Below are 15969 nucleotides of genomic sequence, written 5' to 3'. Positions count from 1 at the left end.
AGGGTATAGCACTAAACAATACACAAAGGAGAAAGGAGGGTTAACATGTTTTTTGAATACACCGCGCCTGCTATAGCTAGATCAGATAAGTCCTTTATAATTGAACATGATAACCGCGAGATCGGACAACTAGAAAGATACTTTACGAAACAAACATCAAAACCAGAATATGATGTAAATATAGTAGCAAAAGAATTTACTAGTTCTGATGAATTTAAAATCGAGCAAACCGAGATAAAGCTTTTTGGCAGAACAAAATGGGAGATTTATAAAAACGAAAAGATAATAGGAGAAGCAGAATTTCCTAAAGGTTTTTTTAAATCTCATCAGATTGTTATGCGAATAGATGATCATCCTATCATAATAATGAAAATAAATTCTAATGGCACAGCAACTCTTATGAATGAAGATGAAGAAGAGATAGGAAGTTCAAGACGAACATCCACTATTAATAGGTCATATGAGGGTGAAATTGATGATGACTATGTAGACATGCCTCTCATATTATTTTATAGTCTCGTACATACTTTTTGGTGTGCCTCTCATATTGAATAAAAGAATTAGACCTGTGATATTGATATGCACAGGTCTATTATCTTTGTCTATGCATTTAGTCGCTATGTAGCAGTGAAGGTCCGTGGAAACCCAAAAAAAGCGCGGGAACGAGGTGTCGGTGCGCGGAAACCCGAAAAATGCGCGGAAACGAAGGTACGGTGCGCGGAAAATCAGCCGTACCTTAAATACGTCTTCACGTTCCCCTCCTCCCATTTAGTCACCGCACTAGCTCATCCAAGACATCTTTTCTATTAAAAAGCTCTTTCTTTTGTAAGTAAAAGGAAGTAATCTAATAGAAAGCTGACCCATTAAAGGAGTTTTTAATGTATATTAACGATGACTTATACGGCTCATATACTTTAGAACCTGTGCTTATAGATCTCATGAATAGTAAAGCGATTCAAAGACTTAAAGGGATTCATCAGGGTGGAGCAAGTTACTTAGTAAATGAAAAATGGAATCAGACTCGTTATGAGCATTCTGTTGGTGTGATGTTGTTGATTCGAAAGCTAGGCGGCTGTTTAGAAGAGCAAATTGCTGGGTTGCTGCACGATGTGTCACATACAGCCTTTTCACATGTGATTGACTTTGTTTTGAAAAATGGCGGAGAGACGTATCATGAAGATATTTTTCAAAAGGTCGTGCTGGAATCAGAGATCCCAAAAATTCTAGCTACATATGAGTATGATGTAAATCGTTTTTTTGATGATTCAAGATGGACGTTGTTAGAGCAACCGGCTCCGGATTTATGTGCTGATCGAATTGATTATACGTTACGAGATATGTACCAGTACGGCAAAATCACTTTGGAGGAAGTGCAGAAGTTTCTTCAGGATTTGGTGATACTTGAAGGGGAAATCTATTTGTCCGAGATTAAAACTGCGGAGTGGTTTGTTGAAACCTACTATAAAGAAGTGATTGATTTTTTTATAGACCCACTGAACGTGTATGGCTATGACAAGCTATCCAACCTACTCGCGAGTGCACTAGAATCGAAAGTGATAAAACTGGAGGATTTTCTTCTAGATGATGAGACACTAATGAGAAAACTACGAGTATCAACTATTCCTAGTATTAGACAAGCACTCTCTGAGCTGCATTCAGATGTTAAGGTGATTGAGGATAAAAACGATTACAGTATTCACCTTAAATCAAAAGTGCGTCTAATCGATCCATACGTTATACATAGAAATCAATGCCTACGTAGTTCGGAGCTGTCTACTTCCATTCGAGAAATGAATAAAAGAGCGCATGCTAAAGCTTTAGAAGGTACGTATGTGCGAGTGGTCACTGAAACACTCTCCCCACCCACCACAAACAATCCAGTATGAAAGAGGGAAATACATGTACATCCTGCTTGTTGAAGATGATCGTTCGATTGCTGAGGGCTTAAGCTATTCCTTGAAGCAAGAGGGCTTTGAGATTCGCTTATGTGAAAATGTCACTGCTGCTAAGAAAGTGATTGAGGAGGAACTTCAAGAAATATCTCTTTGTCTTTTTGACCTTACATTGCCGGATGGAAGTGGCTATGAGCTGTGTCAGTTGATTAAGAAAAAAGATGATGTTCCGGTGATTTTTTTAACGGCGATGGATGAGGAAGTTAACGTAGTGATGGGTCTTGATATGGGGGCTGATGATTATATTACCAAGCCTTTTCGGGTGCGGGAATTGATCTCACGAATGAAGTCGGTGCTTAGGAGATATACAAAACAAACGTCTAATAGTCACAAGCAGATACTTGCAATGGGTCCGGTCCACATACATACGCTAGAGGCAAAAGTTTATAAACACAGTCATGAGATTGTGCTTACTGCATTGGAATATCGTCTTATGATGATTTTTGCAAACCATCAAGGTCAAGTGTTGTCTAGAACACAGCTTCTTGATTTTATATGGGACGTTGGTGGGGAATTTGTCAATGATAATACGTTAACGGTTTATATTAAGAGGCTCAGAGAAAAGCTAGAGGACGATCCGCAGCGTCCGGTGATCATTCAAACTGTTCGTGGACTTGGCTACAAGGCTGGTGAAACGAATGCTTCGTCATAAGGAGGTCCAAGCGGTTTCTTCTACTTTTTATATTAATCATATTAAGTAGTGTTCTAGTAGCATATCTATTTTCGATTCATGGAGTTTTGCTAGTAGTTGTTACGTCTATGCTATTAGTTGGTAGTTTTTTTATCTTCACAAAAAGACGCTATGACGATATTGAGCGATTGTCTGAATACTTGAGAAGTATAGCTGCAGGGAGCTATACACTTGATGTTCGGGATAATGAAGAAGGAGAATTAAGCATTCTCAAGAATGATATATCGCGCTTAACAAGAATGCTTTCTGAGCAAAGTGCTGCAGTAACTCAGGAAAAAGGTAAGCTTACAGATGCCATTTCCGATATTTCACATCAATTAAAAACACCGCTCACGTCAATGACGGTTATGGCGGATTTATTAAGTGAGCCATCTATTTCTGATGATAAACGACGAGAATTTGCTCGTCATCTTCTTGTGCAGCTTGAGCGAATGGATTGGTTGGTGACGTCACTTTTGAAACTTTCTAAGATGGATGCGGGAAGTATTGAATTTAAAAAGCAACCTGTTTATGTTCATGAGTTGATTGAGAAAACTGTTCAACCGTTTTTGATTTCAATTGAAGTAAAGGATTTAAGGTTACAAGTTGATGGGGATAATCAGATTCAGTTTATCGGAGATTTTCATTGGAGTGTGGAGGCTTTTGCAAACCTGCTAAAAAATGCAATCGAGCATACACCAACAAACGGCAACATCAAGATCTCTTATTCAGATAATATATTATATACAGAAATCCAAATTGCAGATACTGGAAGTGGAATAACGAGTACCGAAATTCCGTATATCTTCAACCGTTTCTATAAAGGAACGCAGGCAAAAGACGGAAGCGTCGGTATTGGTCTAGCGTTAGTGAATCGAATTATAAAAAGTCAAAACGGGGATATTGAGGTAGACAGTCAAGAAGGGCAAGGCACCGTTTTTAGGGTCAAATTTTATAAAAGCTAATGAAAGTGACTAAAACGTCACTTTAGCAGTCATGGAATAGTCATCTACACAGCATACACTGGAGACATCAACAAGTGGAGGTATGTGAAATGGAATTAGTAAGAGTTGAAAACCTGTCTAAGGTGTATGGGAAAGGGGAAACGGCAGTAAAGGCTCTTGATAATGTTTCGTTCTCCGTTCAAAAGGGAGAGTTTGTAGCGATCATTGGGCCGTCGGGTTCTGGAAAATCAACACTGCTTCACTTACTTGGTGGGGTTGATCGTCCTTCAAGTGGAAATGTTTTTATTGATCAATCAAATATTTATGATTTAAATGAAACGCAGCTTGCGATTTTTAGACGTAGACAAATCGGACTTATCTATCAATTTTATAATTTAATTCCAATCTTATCTGTTGAAGAAAATATTACCCTGCCGCTGTTGCTGGATGAACACAAGGTAGATCAGGATCAATTTAATCAGATTGTGGGACAGCTTGGTCTTGAAAATCGATTAGATCATTTGCCAAACCAGCTTTCTGGTGGTCAGCAACAACGGGTATCAATCGGTCGAGCCCTTATTAGTAATCCAGCTATCATGCTAGCGGATGAACCGACTGGAAATCTAGATAGCAAAAACAGCAAAGAGATTATTGATTTACTTAAACTATTTAATCGTACGTATAAACAAACATTGATTATTATTACGCATGATGATCGCATCGCCTTACAAGCGGATCGTGTCATTACAATTGAGGACGGGCAAATTGCTAAGGATGAGGTCATCCGCCCATGAACATCGTAAATAGGCTGACGATTCGTCATCTCAAAGAAAATAAAAGACGAACACTCGTAACGATTTTGGGTACTATTATCTCGGCAGCCATGATTGCAGCAGTTGCTACCATTGGTGTCTCATATACAGAGCTTTTGCGGAAAGATGCAATCGAACATAATGGGGATTGGCATGTTTCATACGAAGACATAACACCAGAGCAAATAGATTTGCTTAAACAGGATGAGAATACCGCCTCTCTTTCACTCATTCAAGAATATGGGTTTGCTGAACTTGAAGAGCCACCTGATGATTATAGACCATACGTATGGGTTCGCGGAATGAATGATGAGGCTTTTGAACAATTTGATGTTCATGTTATAGAGGGTAGACTTCCACAGAGTTCTGAGGAGTTAGTTGTTAGTACATCTTCTGAGGAAGCGGTTAATTGGTCTGTTGGTGATACGGTGAGCCTTGATCTTGGCAAGCGTTATACGGAGAGTGAATGGGCAGAACCACAAGATGGAATCCTCACAAAAGATCATTCAATTGAGTGGAATGAAGATGGAGAACGGACAGAAACGCTTATTGAAACAGAAGAAACTTCGTACACTATTGTTGGTTTTTTTGAACAGCCTAAATGGGAAGTTGGCTGGAATCCTGGTTATCTGGCCTTGTCATTCATTGATTCAGATGATATGGATCAAAGTGGGTCAGTAGATGGATTTGTTTATCTTAACAATCTCGATCGCTCATTATATGATGATGCTAATGAATTAGCTGAATTGCTTGGAATTACAGGAGTTCAATATAATGATGAACTGCTTCGTTATTCAGGTATTACAGCAAGTGATAATATGGACCGTACGATGTATGGTTTACTCGGTGTCATTATTGCTGTCATTATTGTTGGATCTGTTGCGCTGATATTTAATGCATTTGCAATATCAGTCTCAGAACGTTCCAGGCACTTAGGCATGCTTTCAAGTGTAGGGGCAACAAAACAACAAAAACGTAATTCTGTATTTTTTGAAGGACTTATAATCGGCAGTATTAGTATTCCAATTGGTATCGTGGCAGGTATTGTCGGAATTGGGATTACATTTATCGCGATTAATCCAATGCTTGATTCAATTGGTTTAGAACAATCATTAACAGTAACAGTGACACCTTATTCTATTGCAGTTGCCGTGTTACTTTCAGCTGTGACTATTTTTATCTCTACTTGGTTGCCAGCACAACGTGCTTCCCGTATCACAGCTATGGATGCGATCAGGCAAACACACGATATAAAATTAAAAACAAAAACGGTTCGTACGTCTAAAATTGTTCGCAAATGGTTTGGCGTTGAAGCAGAACTAGGGTTGAAAAACCTAAAGCGAAATAAAAAACGCTATCACATAACAGTGCTTTCTCTCATTGTAAGCATTGTACTCTTTTTGAGTGTTTCTTATTTCACTGAAGAACTGAAACGCTCGTATCAATTAGCGGAGTCAGGAGATTCTGTTAGCTATGACCTAGAAGTGTCTGTGCAGGATGAAGAGATGTTAAGAGAGCTTGAAGAAAATATGGGCAGCTTAACAGATGTAACTGCGTACCAAACCCAAAAACTAATGCAGTTATCTATGTATTTAGAAGAAGACGAAGTGGCACCAGAGTTTATTGACTCTGAGAATGTAACGAAGACAGAAGATGGACGTTACATCTATTATGTAAATATCAAGGCATTAGATGAGCAAAGTCTTAAAACTTATACAGAACAAGCGGGTATAAAAGCGGACTGGAATGAGAATCCATTATCTGCGATTGTGATTAATACCATAAACTACGAAGACATGGATCTTGGAAAATACGTACAAACTAAAGCCATTCTGACTGATATTGGTGAACCACTTGCAATAGTTGAAGAGAATTGGGATACAAATGAAGTAGTAGAATTGCCACCATTAATGATATCAGCATTAACAAGTGAGGTTCCAATGGGAAGTTCATATCAGTTTTTAGGTGGATTAGATGTGGTTGTCTCTGAAGAAACATTTGAGGAGATTCGATCTGAAGCAGATAATCCATACTTAGATAACATCGTCTATATTACCAGTGATGATCCATACTCTACAGAGAAGGAAATAGACGAGTTTGATTTTATAGAAAAATACTCTATATATAATCAAAATGATTCACGAGTTAGAGGTGAGCAAATGGTTGCTGTCCTATCTGTTTTCACCTATGGATTCGTTACCTTAATTACGCTCATTTCCCTAGCAAATATTTTAAATACCATCTCTACTGGTGTCGCGCTGCGCAAGCGAGAATTTGCGATGCTTCGATCAGTTGGTATGACTCAACGTTCCTTTAGAAAAATGATGATCTTTGAGAGTGCCTTTTATGGGATCAAATCACTCATATATGGAGTACCTATAAGTATTGCAGTGATGTATGTGATCTATCTACAAACACAATATGCCTTCTCTTATACCTTTGCCTTGCCTTGGCAACACATAATAGGAGTCATTATTGCTGTATTTGGTTTTGTTTCATTAGCTATGCTCTATTCCCTTGCTAAAACAAAAAATGAAACCATTATTGAAGGACTAACACAAGAGAATCAATAGTTAAAAAGCCTTCCAAGTGCTCTCACCTTGGAAGGCTTTTTTTATACATGTACTAGTTTTTCCTTAATCTAAAAAGGAAGGGTTTTTATGGTATGATGAAGAAAACGTATAGTATGGAGGTAAGCTTATGGATACTGAAAAGCTTGGGAAACGATTAGGCATTGGGTCTATCGCTTTGATGATGCTGAGCATGTTTTTATTTTATACTCAATTAATTGCCGATGCAGGACTCTATACAGAGATCTTCTTATTTGGCTTCCTATCTATCGTTGGAATTTCACTGGCTATCTATTCTGGTAAACTCACAAAACGCTCAAAACTTTTTGTTATTGGAGTTGTTGGGAATTGGTTTATGTTAATAATTAGCGGATTTTTATTTGTCGTGATGCAAATTATTGAATCTTAAGAGGAGGGTGCGAGGTTGACTAAACAAAAAGTTGGAAGAGCAAGCGGCATAGTGTCGTTAATTTGCATAGCTGTTAGTGTGATTTACTTTTTTTTTAGTAGAGGACCTGAAGCAGATGTTTACTTGATGATTGCGGTTGGAGGGATTTCTTCAATAGCCGGTCTTATTCTAGCCATAGTCTCCGCCTTCCTTATGAAACGTTATGTATATTTAATTGTTGGGCTATTAGGAAACGGTACCATACTTGTATTTTCGTTCTTTTTGCTTCTAGCTATGGGAATAAGTGAGCCTTAGGATGAGAAGTCAGTTTATGAAAAAGTATTTTCATCAACTTGCCGCCCAAAGAACTGATTTTTTTACCGAGTATCAGGATACGGATGTGTGGAGCAGAGCTCAACCAAATAAATGGTCAATTGCAGAGACGCTCTATCATCTTTTGTTATTACTAAAAAGGTTTAGACAGTTGAACGTGATATATCTTCCTATGGCACGACCGCTTTCCACGTTAAGGAGAAACAGACCGTATAAGACTGCTAGTGTTAATATCTATGAGCAGTACAATCAAAAACATCTAAAAGCTATGAAAGCACCATCAATTATCATGCCTCCAAAAAATATTCAGCAGCAGGTATCATACAATGAAATGATTCAGATGCTAGAGCAGGAAACAGCGTATTTATCGATGTTGGTTGCTGAGATCGATGAAGATGTAGCCGGTCATATTCGATATCCAGATCCTCCAGCCCATTACCCAAACCTAATTCAAGCTATTCATTTGCTTGTGATTCACGAACAGCATCATTTTACGATTTGTAGAAAGATAGATTTTAAATAATAGTAAAAGGTGGAACATAGATGAAAAGTCAACTTTTTGTATTGGGTGTTGCTTTGATGGTTTTTGTGTTGGGAGCATGTAGTACAGAAACGTATGCTGTTGATGTAGATATTGAAGAAATTCAGCTCTTTATCGCATTAGATTATAATGAAACGGAATTAGAACCCTTTGATGTACTGTTTGAAGAAGATGATATTGAACTCGTTACGTCCGCTTTAAAATCCGCTGAAAAAATGGATGGTATTCCAGATATCAGAATGCCTGATTACGGAATAGACCTTGTAGGAACACAAACAAATCACTTGTTTCTTTGGCTGGATGAAGATACGACAGAGTCTTTATTTGTGGAGTATTTAGAGGATGGGACAGAAGCTTATTATACAATATCTGAGGAAAATACTGATATATTACGTGAGTTTATAACAGAAAGAAGGGAAGAGTTTAATGGTAATTAGTCGATCAATACTAGTTTTACCTCTACATAGTTATATAGACGATGACTTAAGCATTAAAATTAGTGGGTGTAATCCTTATGTAAAGATACGCATCGAATCAAAAATGCTCGACCAAAAAGAGAATGTGTTCAAGGCACAGTGCGATGTGCAGGCAGATTCAGAAGGGAAATTAAGCCTATCTCAAACAGAAGTAGATAGGCTGTTTTGGTCTGCAGAAAAAGAAAATACGAGACATGGTGATTATTTTTATAAATCGGATGCAAGTGAACTTGAAATGGATTTGGTATTTGAAGTGGATGATCAAGTTCAAGAGACCGTGCAAGTAAGGAGATATTTTTATACAGAAGACATAAAGAGAGAAGAAGTGAAAGAACAAGGTGTTGTAGGTACATTGTTTGAATCTGATGCCGGGGATAATCAGCCGGCCGTGTTGCTTCTGGGAGGATCCGATGGCGAGATACAGGAACATGCCGCAGCTTTACTTGCTTCAAAAGGATATACCGTTTTTGCATTAGCTTATTTTGGACAGGAAGGTGTACCAAAAGACTTAGAAAAGATTCCTCTGGAGTATTTTTATGATGCAGTTCAATGGTTAAAGACACGTGCTAATAAAGATAAAGTTTCAATCATTGGTTATTCGCGTGGAGCAGAGATCGCATTATTAGTCGCATCTACATATGATGATGAATTTGATGCGGTTGTTGCAGGTGCACCGGGAGCATATGTAACATCAGGATTAAAAAATACAATGTACGCCCCAATTCCATCTTGGACTTTAGATGGAGAAGAATTACCTTATCTTAAATTTAAATATCGCCCCGCTCAAATGTTCTCGATGGTTGGGGGAATGATTACGAGAAATCCTGTGTCCTTTTTATCGATTTGGGAGAATAGTTTGAAGTCACCTGAAGAGATAGATCCGAGCCGTATACAGGTAGAAAAGATCAAAGCTCCTGTCATGTTGATTGCTGGTGGGCAAGACCAAGTTTGGCCAGCAGAGCGGTTTGCCACTCAAATAGAGGAGAGGGTAAATGTACCAATTCGTTGCTTGAATTACGAGGAAGCAGGACATTTTTTAGCATTTCCATATGCACTCCCAGGGATGCCGGCTAATGTAAACATGCACGTCGGCGCAGGCATGATCATGGATTTTGGAGGAACAAAATCAGCCAATGCAGCTGCAGCAAAAGCTTCGTGGAAGGAGTTGCTGAATTTTTTGAGGGAGAATGCTAGGTGAGGTTGTTGCGGTTGCGGAATCAAGGAAGAGGGAACGGAATCGAGGAAGAGAGATCGGAATCAAGGAAGAGAGATCGGAATCGAGGAAGAGGGAACGGAATCAAGGATGAGAGATCAGAATCGAGAATGAGAGCAAGAGACCAAGGTATCAGAAAGAGACCGGGATATCAGTAAAGAGAGCGGGATATCGGTAAAGAGAGCAGGATATCAGTAAAGAGAGCAGGATATCGGCAAAGAGAGCGGGATATCAGTAAAGAGAACCGGATATCGGCAAAGAGAGTAGGATATCAGTAAAGAGAGCCGGAAATCAGTAAAGAGAGCGGGATATCGGTAAAGGGAGCGAGATATCAGTAAAGAGAGCGAGATATCGGTAAAGAGAGCCACATATCAGTAAAGAGAACCCAACCCACCTCATCAACAACAATAAAAGGAATCTCGGCGAGTAACTCCTATCACCTCAATCCCCACCTATCAAAAACAAACTATGGACCGGTTACACTTAATTAGACAGATTCTCTAAGGTCTACTAAACTGGGGTCAAACCCATAAGAGGAGAATGTCTTATGACTAAAAGAAATCGTCGAATCTTTTCATCACCATTTAAAAAGCAACTTGTTCAACTATATGAGGCAGGGAAGCCTCGTACTGAGATTATTAGAGAATATGAGTTAAATCCATCTACCTTTGATCGGTGGGTGAGTCAGTTTCGCAATAGTGGTTCTTTTGAAGAAAAGGACAATCGGAGTCCTGAACAAGAAGAACTACTAAAGTTACGCAAAGAAAATCAGAAACTGGCTATGGAAAATGATATTTTAAAGCAAGCAGCGCTGATTATGGGGCGAAAATCCGAGTAATTCAACAGAACCGGCATAAATACTCTGTCACTGATATGTGCGCTGTTCTTAAGCTTCCAAGAAGCACGTTTTATTATGAGGCCAAACAACCGTGCAAAAAGGAAGAAGAGGCCCTTAGGGCCTTGATTACCGAGATTTTTCATCAGAGTAGACAGTCTTTTGGTCAGCGCAAAATTAAAAAAATGCTTGAGAGAAGAGGCTGGCAAGTCTCTCGACGACGTATTGGACGAATCATGAAAGAAAAAGGGCTCGTTTCGAAATATACCGTTGCCCAATATAAACCGACTCGGAGTCCGTCTAACGAAGCCAGTATTGAGAATGTGTTAGATCGACAGTTTAAACAAGAACAAGTGCTCAAAGTCGTCGTGAGTGACCTGACTTATGTACGCGTGAAGGACAAGTGGCATTATATTTGCATCATCATTGATTTATATAATCGAGAAATTATTGGCTATAGTGCTGGACCGAATAAGGACGCAGCTCTGGTTCAACGCGCCTTCGCCTCGATTCCTTACAACCTTCATAAACTTGGAATGTTTCATACAGACCGAGGTGGAGAATTTAAGAACCACCTCATCGAGGAAGCTCTTTCGACGTTTAGTATTGAGAGATCATTAAGCCATAAAGGAACGCCCTACGATAACGCTGTCGCAGAAGCAACATTTAAAGCAGTTAAGACGGAGTTTGTCTCAGGTCAGATCTTCTCTAGCCAACAAGAACTTGATCTCGCTTTATTTGATTTCGTCCATTGGTTTAACCATGTTCGTATTCATGGATCTCTTAACTATTTAACACCGGAAGAATACAAAGTCACGCACCTTAAGGAATTTGTCTAGTTTAGTGTTGACATACCACTACCTACTTAAGCTTTTAAACGGTGCACTCGAGAGTTTGCGCCATACCCATTCTAATGGGCCTATTCCAAACAACCTGACAAAAAGTTGAGCGACTATCATCATGATAATGGTGATGAGAATCCACGCGCCAATGACTCCATACACATTGTCGACTGGAGCAAGTCCCAACCCCCAATTGTAAAATAATACGGATCCAATAATATTTTGAAGGACATAGCAGCTAAGAGCGGTTTTTCCTATCATTTCAAAACGAGTCAACAGCCAACCGAACAAATTGCGTTCTAATATAAAGGCAATGAGTCCGATATAACCGACGGATAATACTGGAGCGAATAAATAACGAACGGATAGGTCAAACACGTGTCCAGGAACAAAGGCTAATAGATTTAACGGGATTCCGAGTCCTAATCCCCAAATCATTAATCGTTTGCGAATGTTGCGACCGTTTGTGTCATTTGAAAAAGCTCCAGCACGATACAAACGTATGCCAAATAGGTAAAGAAAGATGTTCATAAAAATAATGCTTATCGCTTCACCACGTAAGCCCCAGAAATCGGAGAGGCGATATTGAATTTGTTCAAGATATGTACCGGTTGTGTAGACGATTTCGGTTTGTTGAAACATTCCCATAATCTCTGCAAATAAGGCTTCATCATGAAACATCCAAATCCATACAATAGTTAGAAGCATAAGTCCGAAAAGGTGAATGGCTGCAGCTCCTGCCATTATCCAGTTTAAAGTAGTGTGACGACAGCCCACTAAAAAAGCAACAATGATTCCAGTGAATGCATAACTCATTAATACATCGTACTCAAAGACAAAGATAAAATGTAATAATCCGTCTAAACCAAGCAAGATCATGGTCCAAATGTACATACGAAGCCATGGCAGTTTAACACGTAAGGCCTTCCTGTATTTCATTTCAAGACCGATACCAAACATGATCGTTAAAAGTCCTAAAAACTTTCCACTTGTGAAGATACCTAAAAAGCCATTAATCCATGTGTCTATTGAATTTCCTTCTCCTTGAAACGATAAAAGAGCTAGTGTGGCACCGGGGTCAGCAAATAACCAAATATTTGTACCGAGTGTACCGATAATGGCAAAACCTCTGAGAATATCTAATAATCGAATCCGTCCATTTGTGGGTATTCCACCTGTTTCCTGCATTGTACACTCCTTTCATCTGACATCTTATATTCGTTTTATCATGAAAAAAGTTTCAAGAAGCGCCTATTGAATAAACCGTTAAGTCTCACGTATAATAGGAAGACATACAATTGACATTAAAAAAACCTGTCTCCGAAACAAAACATCGGAGAACAGGTAGCTGATCTCTTTGAGACTGGCGCAATAGAGCATAAAATAAGCCCCGTGAGCGGTCAACTCATATACGGGGCTTATTTTTCATTTCTGAAAGACAGGATTGCAATGACTAACATGGAAAAACCGATCATGATGGACATTGCCTCAAATACTGTCATGTATGGCCTCACCCCCTTTATGAAGAGAGTGCTGCCAAGCCCGTATAAAGAGATCAACTAGGGTAAGTATACAGGATGATGAAGGGAGATGAAGGTACCTTTTGTCCTGTTTTCTGGGGATCAACTTGACTTTTCATCTAAATACCTTCAATGTTAGTCTATTCGGTCAAAAAAGGCAGGTGTACACTGCAATTAGCAGTTTAACATGAATGAACAATGGTCTTCTAAATTAGGTTTTATCCTTGCATCCGCGGGAGCCGCTATTGGTCTTGGTGCTTTATGGAGGTTTCCTTATTTAACGGGAATGAATGGCGGTGGCGCCTTTTTCTTGCTCTTTATCTTTTTTACTTTATTAATTGGAATGCCGCTATTAATATCAGAATTTATTATTGGACGAGGCTCTAAGCGAGAGGCTGTATCGGCTTATGCCAAGCTTTCGGCAACTGGTGCCTGGAAGTGGATTGGTCGCTTTGGGGTACTAGGGTGCTTTTTATTGCTGACGTTTTATGCAGTCATTGGTGGGTGGATTCTAACGTATACCATGCTCTCATTAACAGGGTCGATCCTTCAGCCTGGTCGAAGCTATGAGGCATTATTTGGTTCCATTGTTGGAAATCCACTTATTAGTATTATTGGCTTGATTGTTTTTGTTGCTTTGAATGTAGCCGTGCTCTCATTTGGAATTAAAAATGGGATTGAACGAGTAAATAAATATTTGATGCCACTCCTGTTTATCTTTTTATTAATTATCATTATACGCAGTTTAACGTTAGATGGAGCGATGGAGGGCATTCGCTTTTTCCTTAGTCCAGACTTTTACAGCATTACAACAGCTGGAACACTTGAGGCACTCGGTCAGTCTTTCTTTTCACTTGCAGTTGGATTTTCATGTATGGTGACATATAGCTCTTATCTAGGTAACAATCAAAGCTTGCCGCGATCAGCAGGTTCAATTGTGTTCCTGAACCTTTTCGTTTCATTGCTAGCAGGTCTGGCTGTTTTTCCAGCTGTATTTGCTTTTAATCTGGAGCCGGATTCAGGACCGAATTTGTTATTTGTGGTTCTGCCATCCGTTTTTGAACAGCTACCATTAGGAGGAGTATTCTTAAGTTTATTTCTTTTATTGTTCTTTTTTGCGACGATCACATCATCCTTCAGCTTGCTGGAGATTATGATTTCGGCCTTTACTCAAAATAAAAAGTATAAGCGAAATCATGTAGCGATGATTTCTGGCCTGCTTGTTATTGTAGCAGCAATACCTGCGGCACTTTCAAATAATCTTCTACGTGATGTCCTTCTATTTGATAGAACGGTGTTTGATTTAACGGACTTTCTTGTTTCAAACATTATGCTCCCATTAGGATGTCTGTTTATCGCCTTATTTGTTGGGTTTAAAGTGAAAAAAGGTCTCTTGCTTGAACAATATCGAATGGAGAGTGGCAGACTAGGTGAAACCGCAAATCTATGGTATTTGCTCATGCAAACCATTGTCCCAACTGTTATATTGATTGTTTTTATATTTGGTTTGATTTAAAAAAACGCAGTGATCACTAGAAGGTGATCACTGCGTTTTTTGATGAAGAAGCAGCTCTGCTCAATTTTAACTCGTATAAAATTTCTCTGTATAAAAAGGCTGCGACTCGTTATTAAAAGCTACTCCTACGCCAAGGTTCAAAAACCGTTCTTGTAGGATGTTTTCTCTGTGACCAAGGGAGTTCATCAATCCTTCGTGAGCAAAAATGCTACTGAACTGACCATAAGCCAAATTCTCACCAGCTGTTGAAAAAGAAATATCGTCTTGCTGCAAACGATCAAATGGTGATTGACCTTCTAAATTTGTGTGACCAAAGTAGTCATTTTCAGCCATGTCTAGACTATGATCACGCGCCGTATCTCTTACATCAGCATCCCAAGTTAAAATAGGTAAGTTGTGATTGACTCGAGTCGCATTGGTTAAGTCGAATAATTGAAATTCAAACCCTTCTTTTAGTTGATCGTTGGGCTCCGTATATATATCGTTTTTACTCTGCTCTAAATCATAATCGATAATTTGAATTGCTGTGACTGTATTGTCTTGATGCTCATCATAAAACAGCGTCACGTAACTATTATCAACTTGAAATAAATCATATTCCTGATCTTGGTTGACTTCATATCTAAATAGTCCTTTACTCATATAGGTTTCTGGTTCACCTAGTTGGTCACGAACAACATTTTTATCGCTTCCATATTCAATATCAGTCGTGGATGAAATCAAGTCTTGATTGGTATACAGCCCTCTCACAATGTCTTGATCATCATAGGCAACCATAACAAATTCATGATAATCGTCATGATACGTGACCCAATTAAGACCATATTCATTCTCCGAGGATCTCATTGGTTCGCCGATTTCACCTTCGACATCGGCCCTTGAATCTCCTAATTCCGTATTATGAACTGAAAATACTTGCTCTTCAGGAGCAGATAACTCTGGGGCAACTCTTTCTGGCTTCTGCTCAGTGTCAAAGGATATATTATTCTCGGAAAATAGGGATTGTAAGTACTGAGTCAGGTCATTGAGCGAACTCTCAATTTCATTTGGAATTGAATCTATAATCGAGGATGGAACCAGCTTTTGTGCTGAATCAATCCATAAGTGTCTAGAGCCATAAGCAAGGGCTATAATTAAGATTAATAATAGAAAACGTCTCATCATTCACATCCTTTTTAATGGATACAATTATATGCACTACTTAAATTATACTTGTTAGGGTGAGGTGTTAGTCAATCATACAAATATGAGAAATTATGAGGGTATAATGATTCGGAGGGTGAAACAGGTCGTCTACTAGTTATGTCTGAACCACTTAGGCTTTGTCATTTATTTATACTTATCATGTTGATAAAAT

General features: G+C 38.9%; 16 protein-coding genes. 13 read left to right on the top strand and 3 right to left on the bottom strand.

Annotated features, from left to right (window positions below):
- Positions 1-45 precede the first annotated feature (45 nt).
- The 12 genes from NDM98_RS16375 to NDM98_RS16320 all read left to right on the top strand — a co-directional run bounded on the left by NDM98_RS16375 (position 46) and on the right by NDM98_RS16320 (position 11573).
- Positions 46-555, top strand: coding sequence for a hypothetical protein (locus tag NDM98_RS16375; protein ID WP_251610006.1), 510 nt, complete (start codon positions 46-48; stop codon positions 553-555).
- Positions 556-878: 323 nt separating this feature from the next.
- Positions 879-1886, top strand: a complete 1008-nt coding sequence (locus tag NDM98_RS16370) for an HD domain-containing protein (protein WP_251610004.1) — start codon at positions 879-881, stop codon at positions 1884-1886.
- 13 nt (positions 1887-1899) lie between these two features.
- Positions 1900-2604 carry a response regulator transcription factor gene (locus NDM98_RS16365; RefSeq protein ID WP_251610002.1) on the top strand — a complete coding sequence of 235 codons (705 nt, stop codon included), beginning with the start codon at positions 1900-1902 and terminating at the stop codon, positions 2602-2604.
- An 86-nt stretch (positions 2605-2690) separates the two neighbouring features.
- Complete coding sequence (locus NDM98_RS16360) at positions 2691-3587, top strand: sensor histidine kinase (RefSeq protein ID WP_251610000.1); 897 nt, start codon at positions 2691-2693, stop codon at positions 3585-3587.
- An 89-nt stretch (positions 3588-3676) separates the two neighbouring features.
- Positions 3677-4360, top strand: coding sequence for an ABC transporter ATP-binding protein (locus NDM98_RS16355; protein WP_251609998.1), 684 nt, complete (start codon positions 3677-3679; stop codon positions 4358-4360).
- Positions 4357-6951, top strand: a complete 2595-nt coding sequence (locus NDM98_RS16350) for an ABC transporter permease (RefSeq protein ID WP_251609996.1) — start codon at positions 4357-4359, stop codon at positions 6949-6951. The genes NDM98_RS16355 and NDM98_RS16350 overlap by 4 nt, the downstream gene beginning before the upstream one ends.
- Positions 6952-7078: 127 nt before the next feature.
- On the top strand, positions 7079-7357 hold the full coding sequence (locus NDM98_RS16345; RefSeq protein WP_251609994.1) for a hypothetical protein: 279 nt from the start codon (positions 7079-7081) through the stop codon (positions 7355-7357).
- Positions 7358-7372: 15 nt separating this feature from the next.
- A complete protein-coding gene (locus tag NDM98_RS16340; RefSeq protein WP_251609992.1) occupies positions 7373-7651 on the top strand; it encodes a hypothetical protein in 279 nt (92 codons plus the stop codon).
- A 16-nt stretch (positions 7652-7667) separates the two neighbouring features.
- A complete protein-coding gene (locus NDM98_RS16335) occupies positions 7668-8192 on the top strand; it encodes a DinB family protein (protein WP_251609990.1) in 525 nt (174 codons plus the stop codon).
- 20 nt (positions 8193-8212) lie between these two features.
- Positions 8213-8647, top strand: coding sequence for a YhfM domain-containing protein (locus NDM98_RS16330; protein WP_251609988.1), 435 nt, complete (start codon positions 8213-8215; stop codon positions 8645-8647).
- The gene (locus NDM98_RS16325; RefSeq protein WP_251609979.1) at positions 8637-9884 is read left to right on the top strand and encodes an alpha/beta fold hydrolase; all 1248 of its coding nucleotides are present in this window, start codon (positions 8637-8639) and stop codon (positions 9882-9884) included. The genes NDM98_RS16330 and NDM98_RS16325 overlap by 11 nt, the downstream gene beginning before the upstream one ends.
- Positions 9885-10446: 562 nt before the next feature.
- Positions 10447-11573 (top strand): IS3 family transposase gene (locus tag NDM98_RS16320; RefSeq protein WP_373370418.1). Its coding sequence is split into 2 segments (ribosomal slippage): positions 10447-10729 and positions 10729-11573, totalling 1128 coding nucleotides; the frame shifts between segments, so codons are not numbered across the junction.
- An 18-nt stretch (positions 11574-11591) separates the two neighbouring features.
- On the opposite strand, the gene NDM98_RS16315 is transcribed toward NDM98_RS16320, so the two are convergent.
- Entirely contained in the window at positions 11592-12764 is a 1173-nt protein-coding gene (locus NDM98_RS16315; protein ID WP_251609972.1) for a DUF418 domain-containing protein, read from the bottom strand.
- 230 nt (positions 12765-12994) lie between these two features.
- Complete coding sequence (locus NDM98_RS24705; protein ID WP_373370419.1) at positions 12995-13078, bottom strand: putative holin-like toxin; 84 nt, start codon at positions 13076-13078, stop codon at positions 12995-12997.
- 205 nt (positions 13079-13283) lie between these two features.
- On the opposite strand from NDM98_RS24705, the gene NDM98_RS16310 reads away from it, so the two are divergent.
- On the top strand, positions 13284-14612 hold the full coding sequence (locus NDM98_RS16310) for a sodium-dependent transporter (protein ID WP_251609971.1): 1329 nt from the start codon (positions 13284-13286) through the stop codon (positions 14610-14612).
- A gap of 66 nt (positions 14613-14678) precedes the next feature.
- Here NDM98_RS16310 and NDM98_RS16305 read toward each other — a convergent pair whose 3' ends face one another.
- Positions 14679-15776 carry a CAP domain-containing protein gene (locus tag NDM98_RS16305; protein WP_307728863.1) on the bottom strand — a complete coding sequence of 366 codons (1098 nt, stop codon included), beginning with the start codon at positions 15774-15776 and terminating at the stop codon, positions 14679-14681.
- Between the last annotated feature and the right edge of the window lie 193 nt (positions 15777-15969).

The sequence above is a fragment of the Alkalicoccobacillus plakortidis genome, assembly GCF_023703085.1.
Lineage (GTDB): Bacteria > Bacillota > Bacilli > Bacillales > Bacillaceae_D > Alkalicoccobacillus > Alkalicoccobacillus plakortidis.
Note: the sequence above shows the minus strand (reverse complement) of the source record. Positions and strands in the feature narration are given on the sequence as shown.

Bases quoted from the DNA above. Each gene is read 5' to 3' on its own strand.
- NDM98_RS16315 (WP_251609972.1), bottom strand. From the start codon at position 12,764: ATGCAGGAAACAGGTGGAATACCCACAAATGGACGGATTCGATTATTA.
- NDM98_RS16305 (WP_307728863.1), bottom strand. From the start codon at position 15,776: ATGATGAGACGTTTTCTATTATTAATCTTAATTATAGCCCTTGCTTAT.
- NDM98_RS16310 (WP_251609971.1), top strand. From the start codon at position 13,284: ATGAATGAACAATGGTCTTCTAAATTAGGTTTTATCCTTGCATCCGCG.
- NDM98_RS16345 (WP_251609994.1), top strand. From the start codon at position 7,079: ATGGATACTGAAAAGCTTGGGAAACGATTAGGCATTGGGTCTATCGCT.
- NDM98_RS16370 (WP_251610004.1), top strand. From the start codon at position 879: ATGTATATTAACGATGACTTATACGGCTCATATACTTTAGAACCTGTG.
- NDM98_RS24705 (WP_373370419.1), bottom strand. From the start codon at position 13,078: ATGACAGTATTTGAGGCAATGTCCATCATGATCGGTTTTTCCATGTTA.
- NDM98_RS16325 (WP_251609979.1), top strand. From the start codon at position 8,637: ATGGTAATTAGTCGATCAATACTAGTTTTACCTCTACATAGTTATATA.
- NDM98_RS16350 (WP_251609996.1), top strand. From the start codon at position 4,357: ATGAACATCGTAAATAGGCTGACGATTCGTCATCTCAAAGAAAATAAA.
- NDM98_RS16375 (WP_251610006.1), top strand. From the start codon at position 46: ATGTTTTTTGAATACACCGCGCCTGCTATAGCTAGATCAGATAAGTCC.
- NDM98_RS16355 (WP_251609998.1), top strand. From the start codon at position 3,677: ATGGAATTAGTAAGAGTTGAAAACCTGTCTAAGGTGTATGGGAAAGGG.
- NDM98_RS16330 (WP_251609988.1), top strand. From the start codon at position 8,213: ATGAAAAGTCAACTTTTTGTATTGGGTGTTGCTTTGATGGTTTTTGTG.
- NDM98_RS16365 (WP_251610002.1), top strand. From the start codon at position 1,900: ATGTACATCCTGCTTGTTGAAGATGATCGTTCGATTGCTGAGGGCTTA.
- NDM98_RS16335 (WP_251609990.1), top strand. From the start codon at position 7,668: ATGAAAAAGTATTTTCATCAACTTGCCGCCCAAAGAACTGATTTTTTT.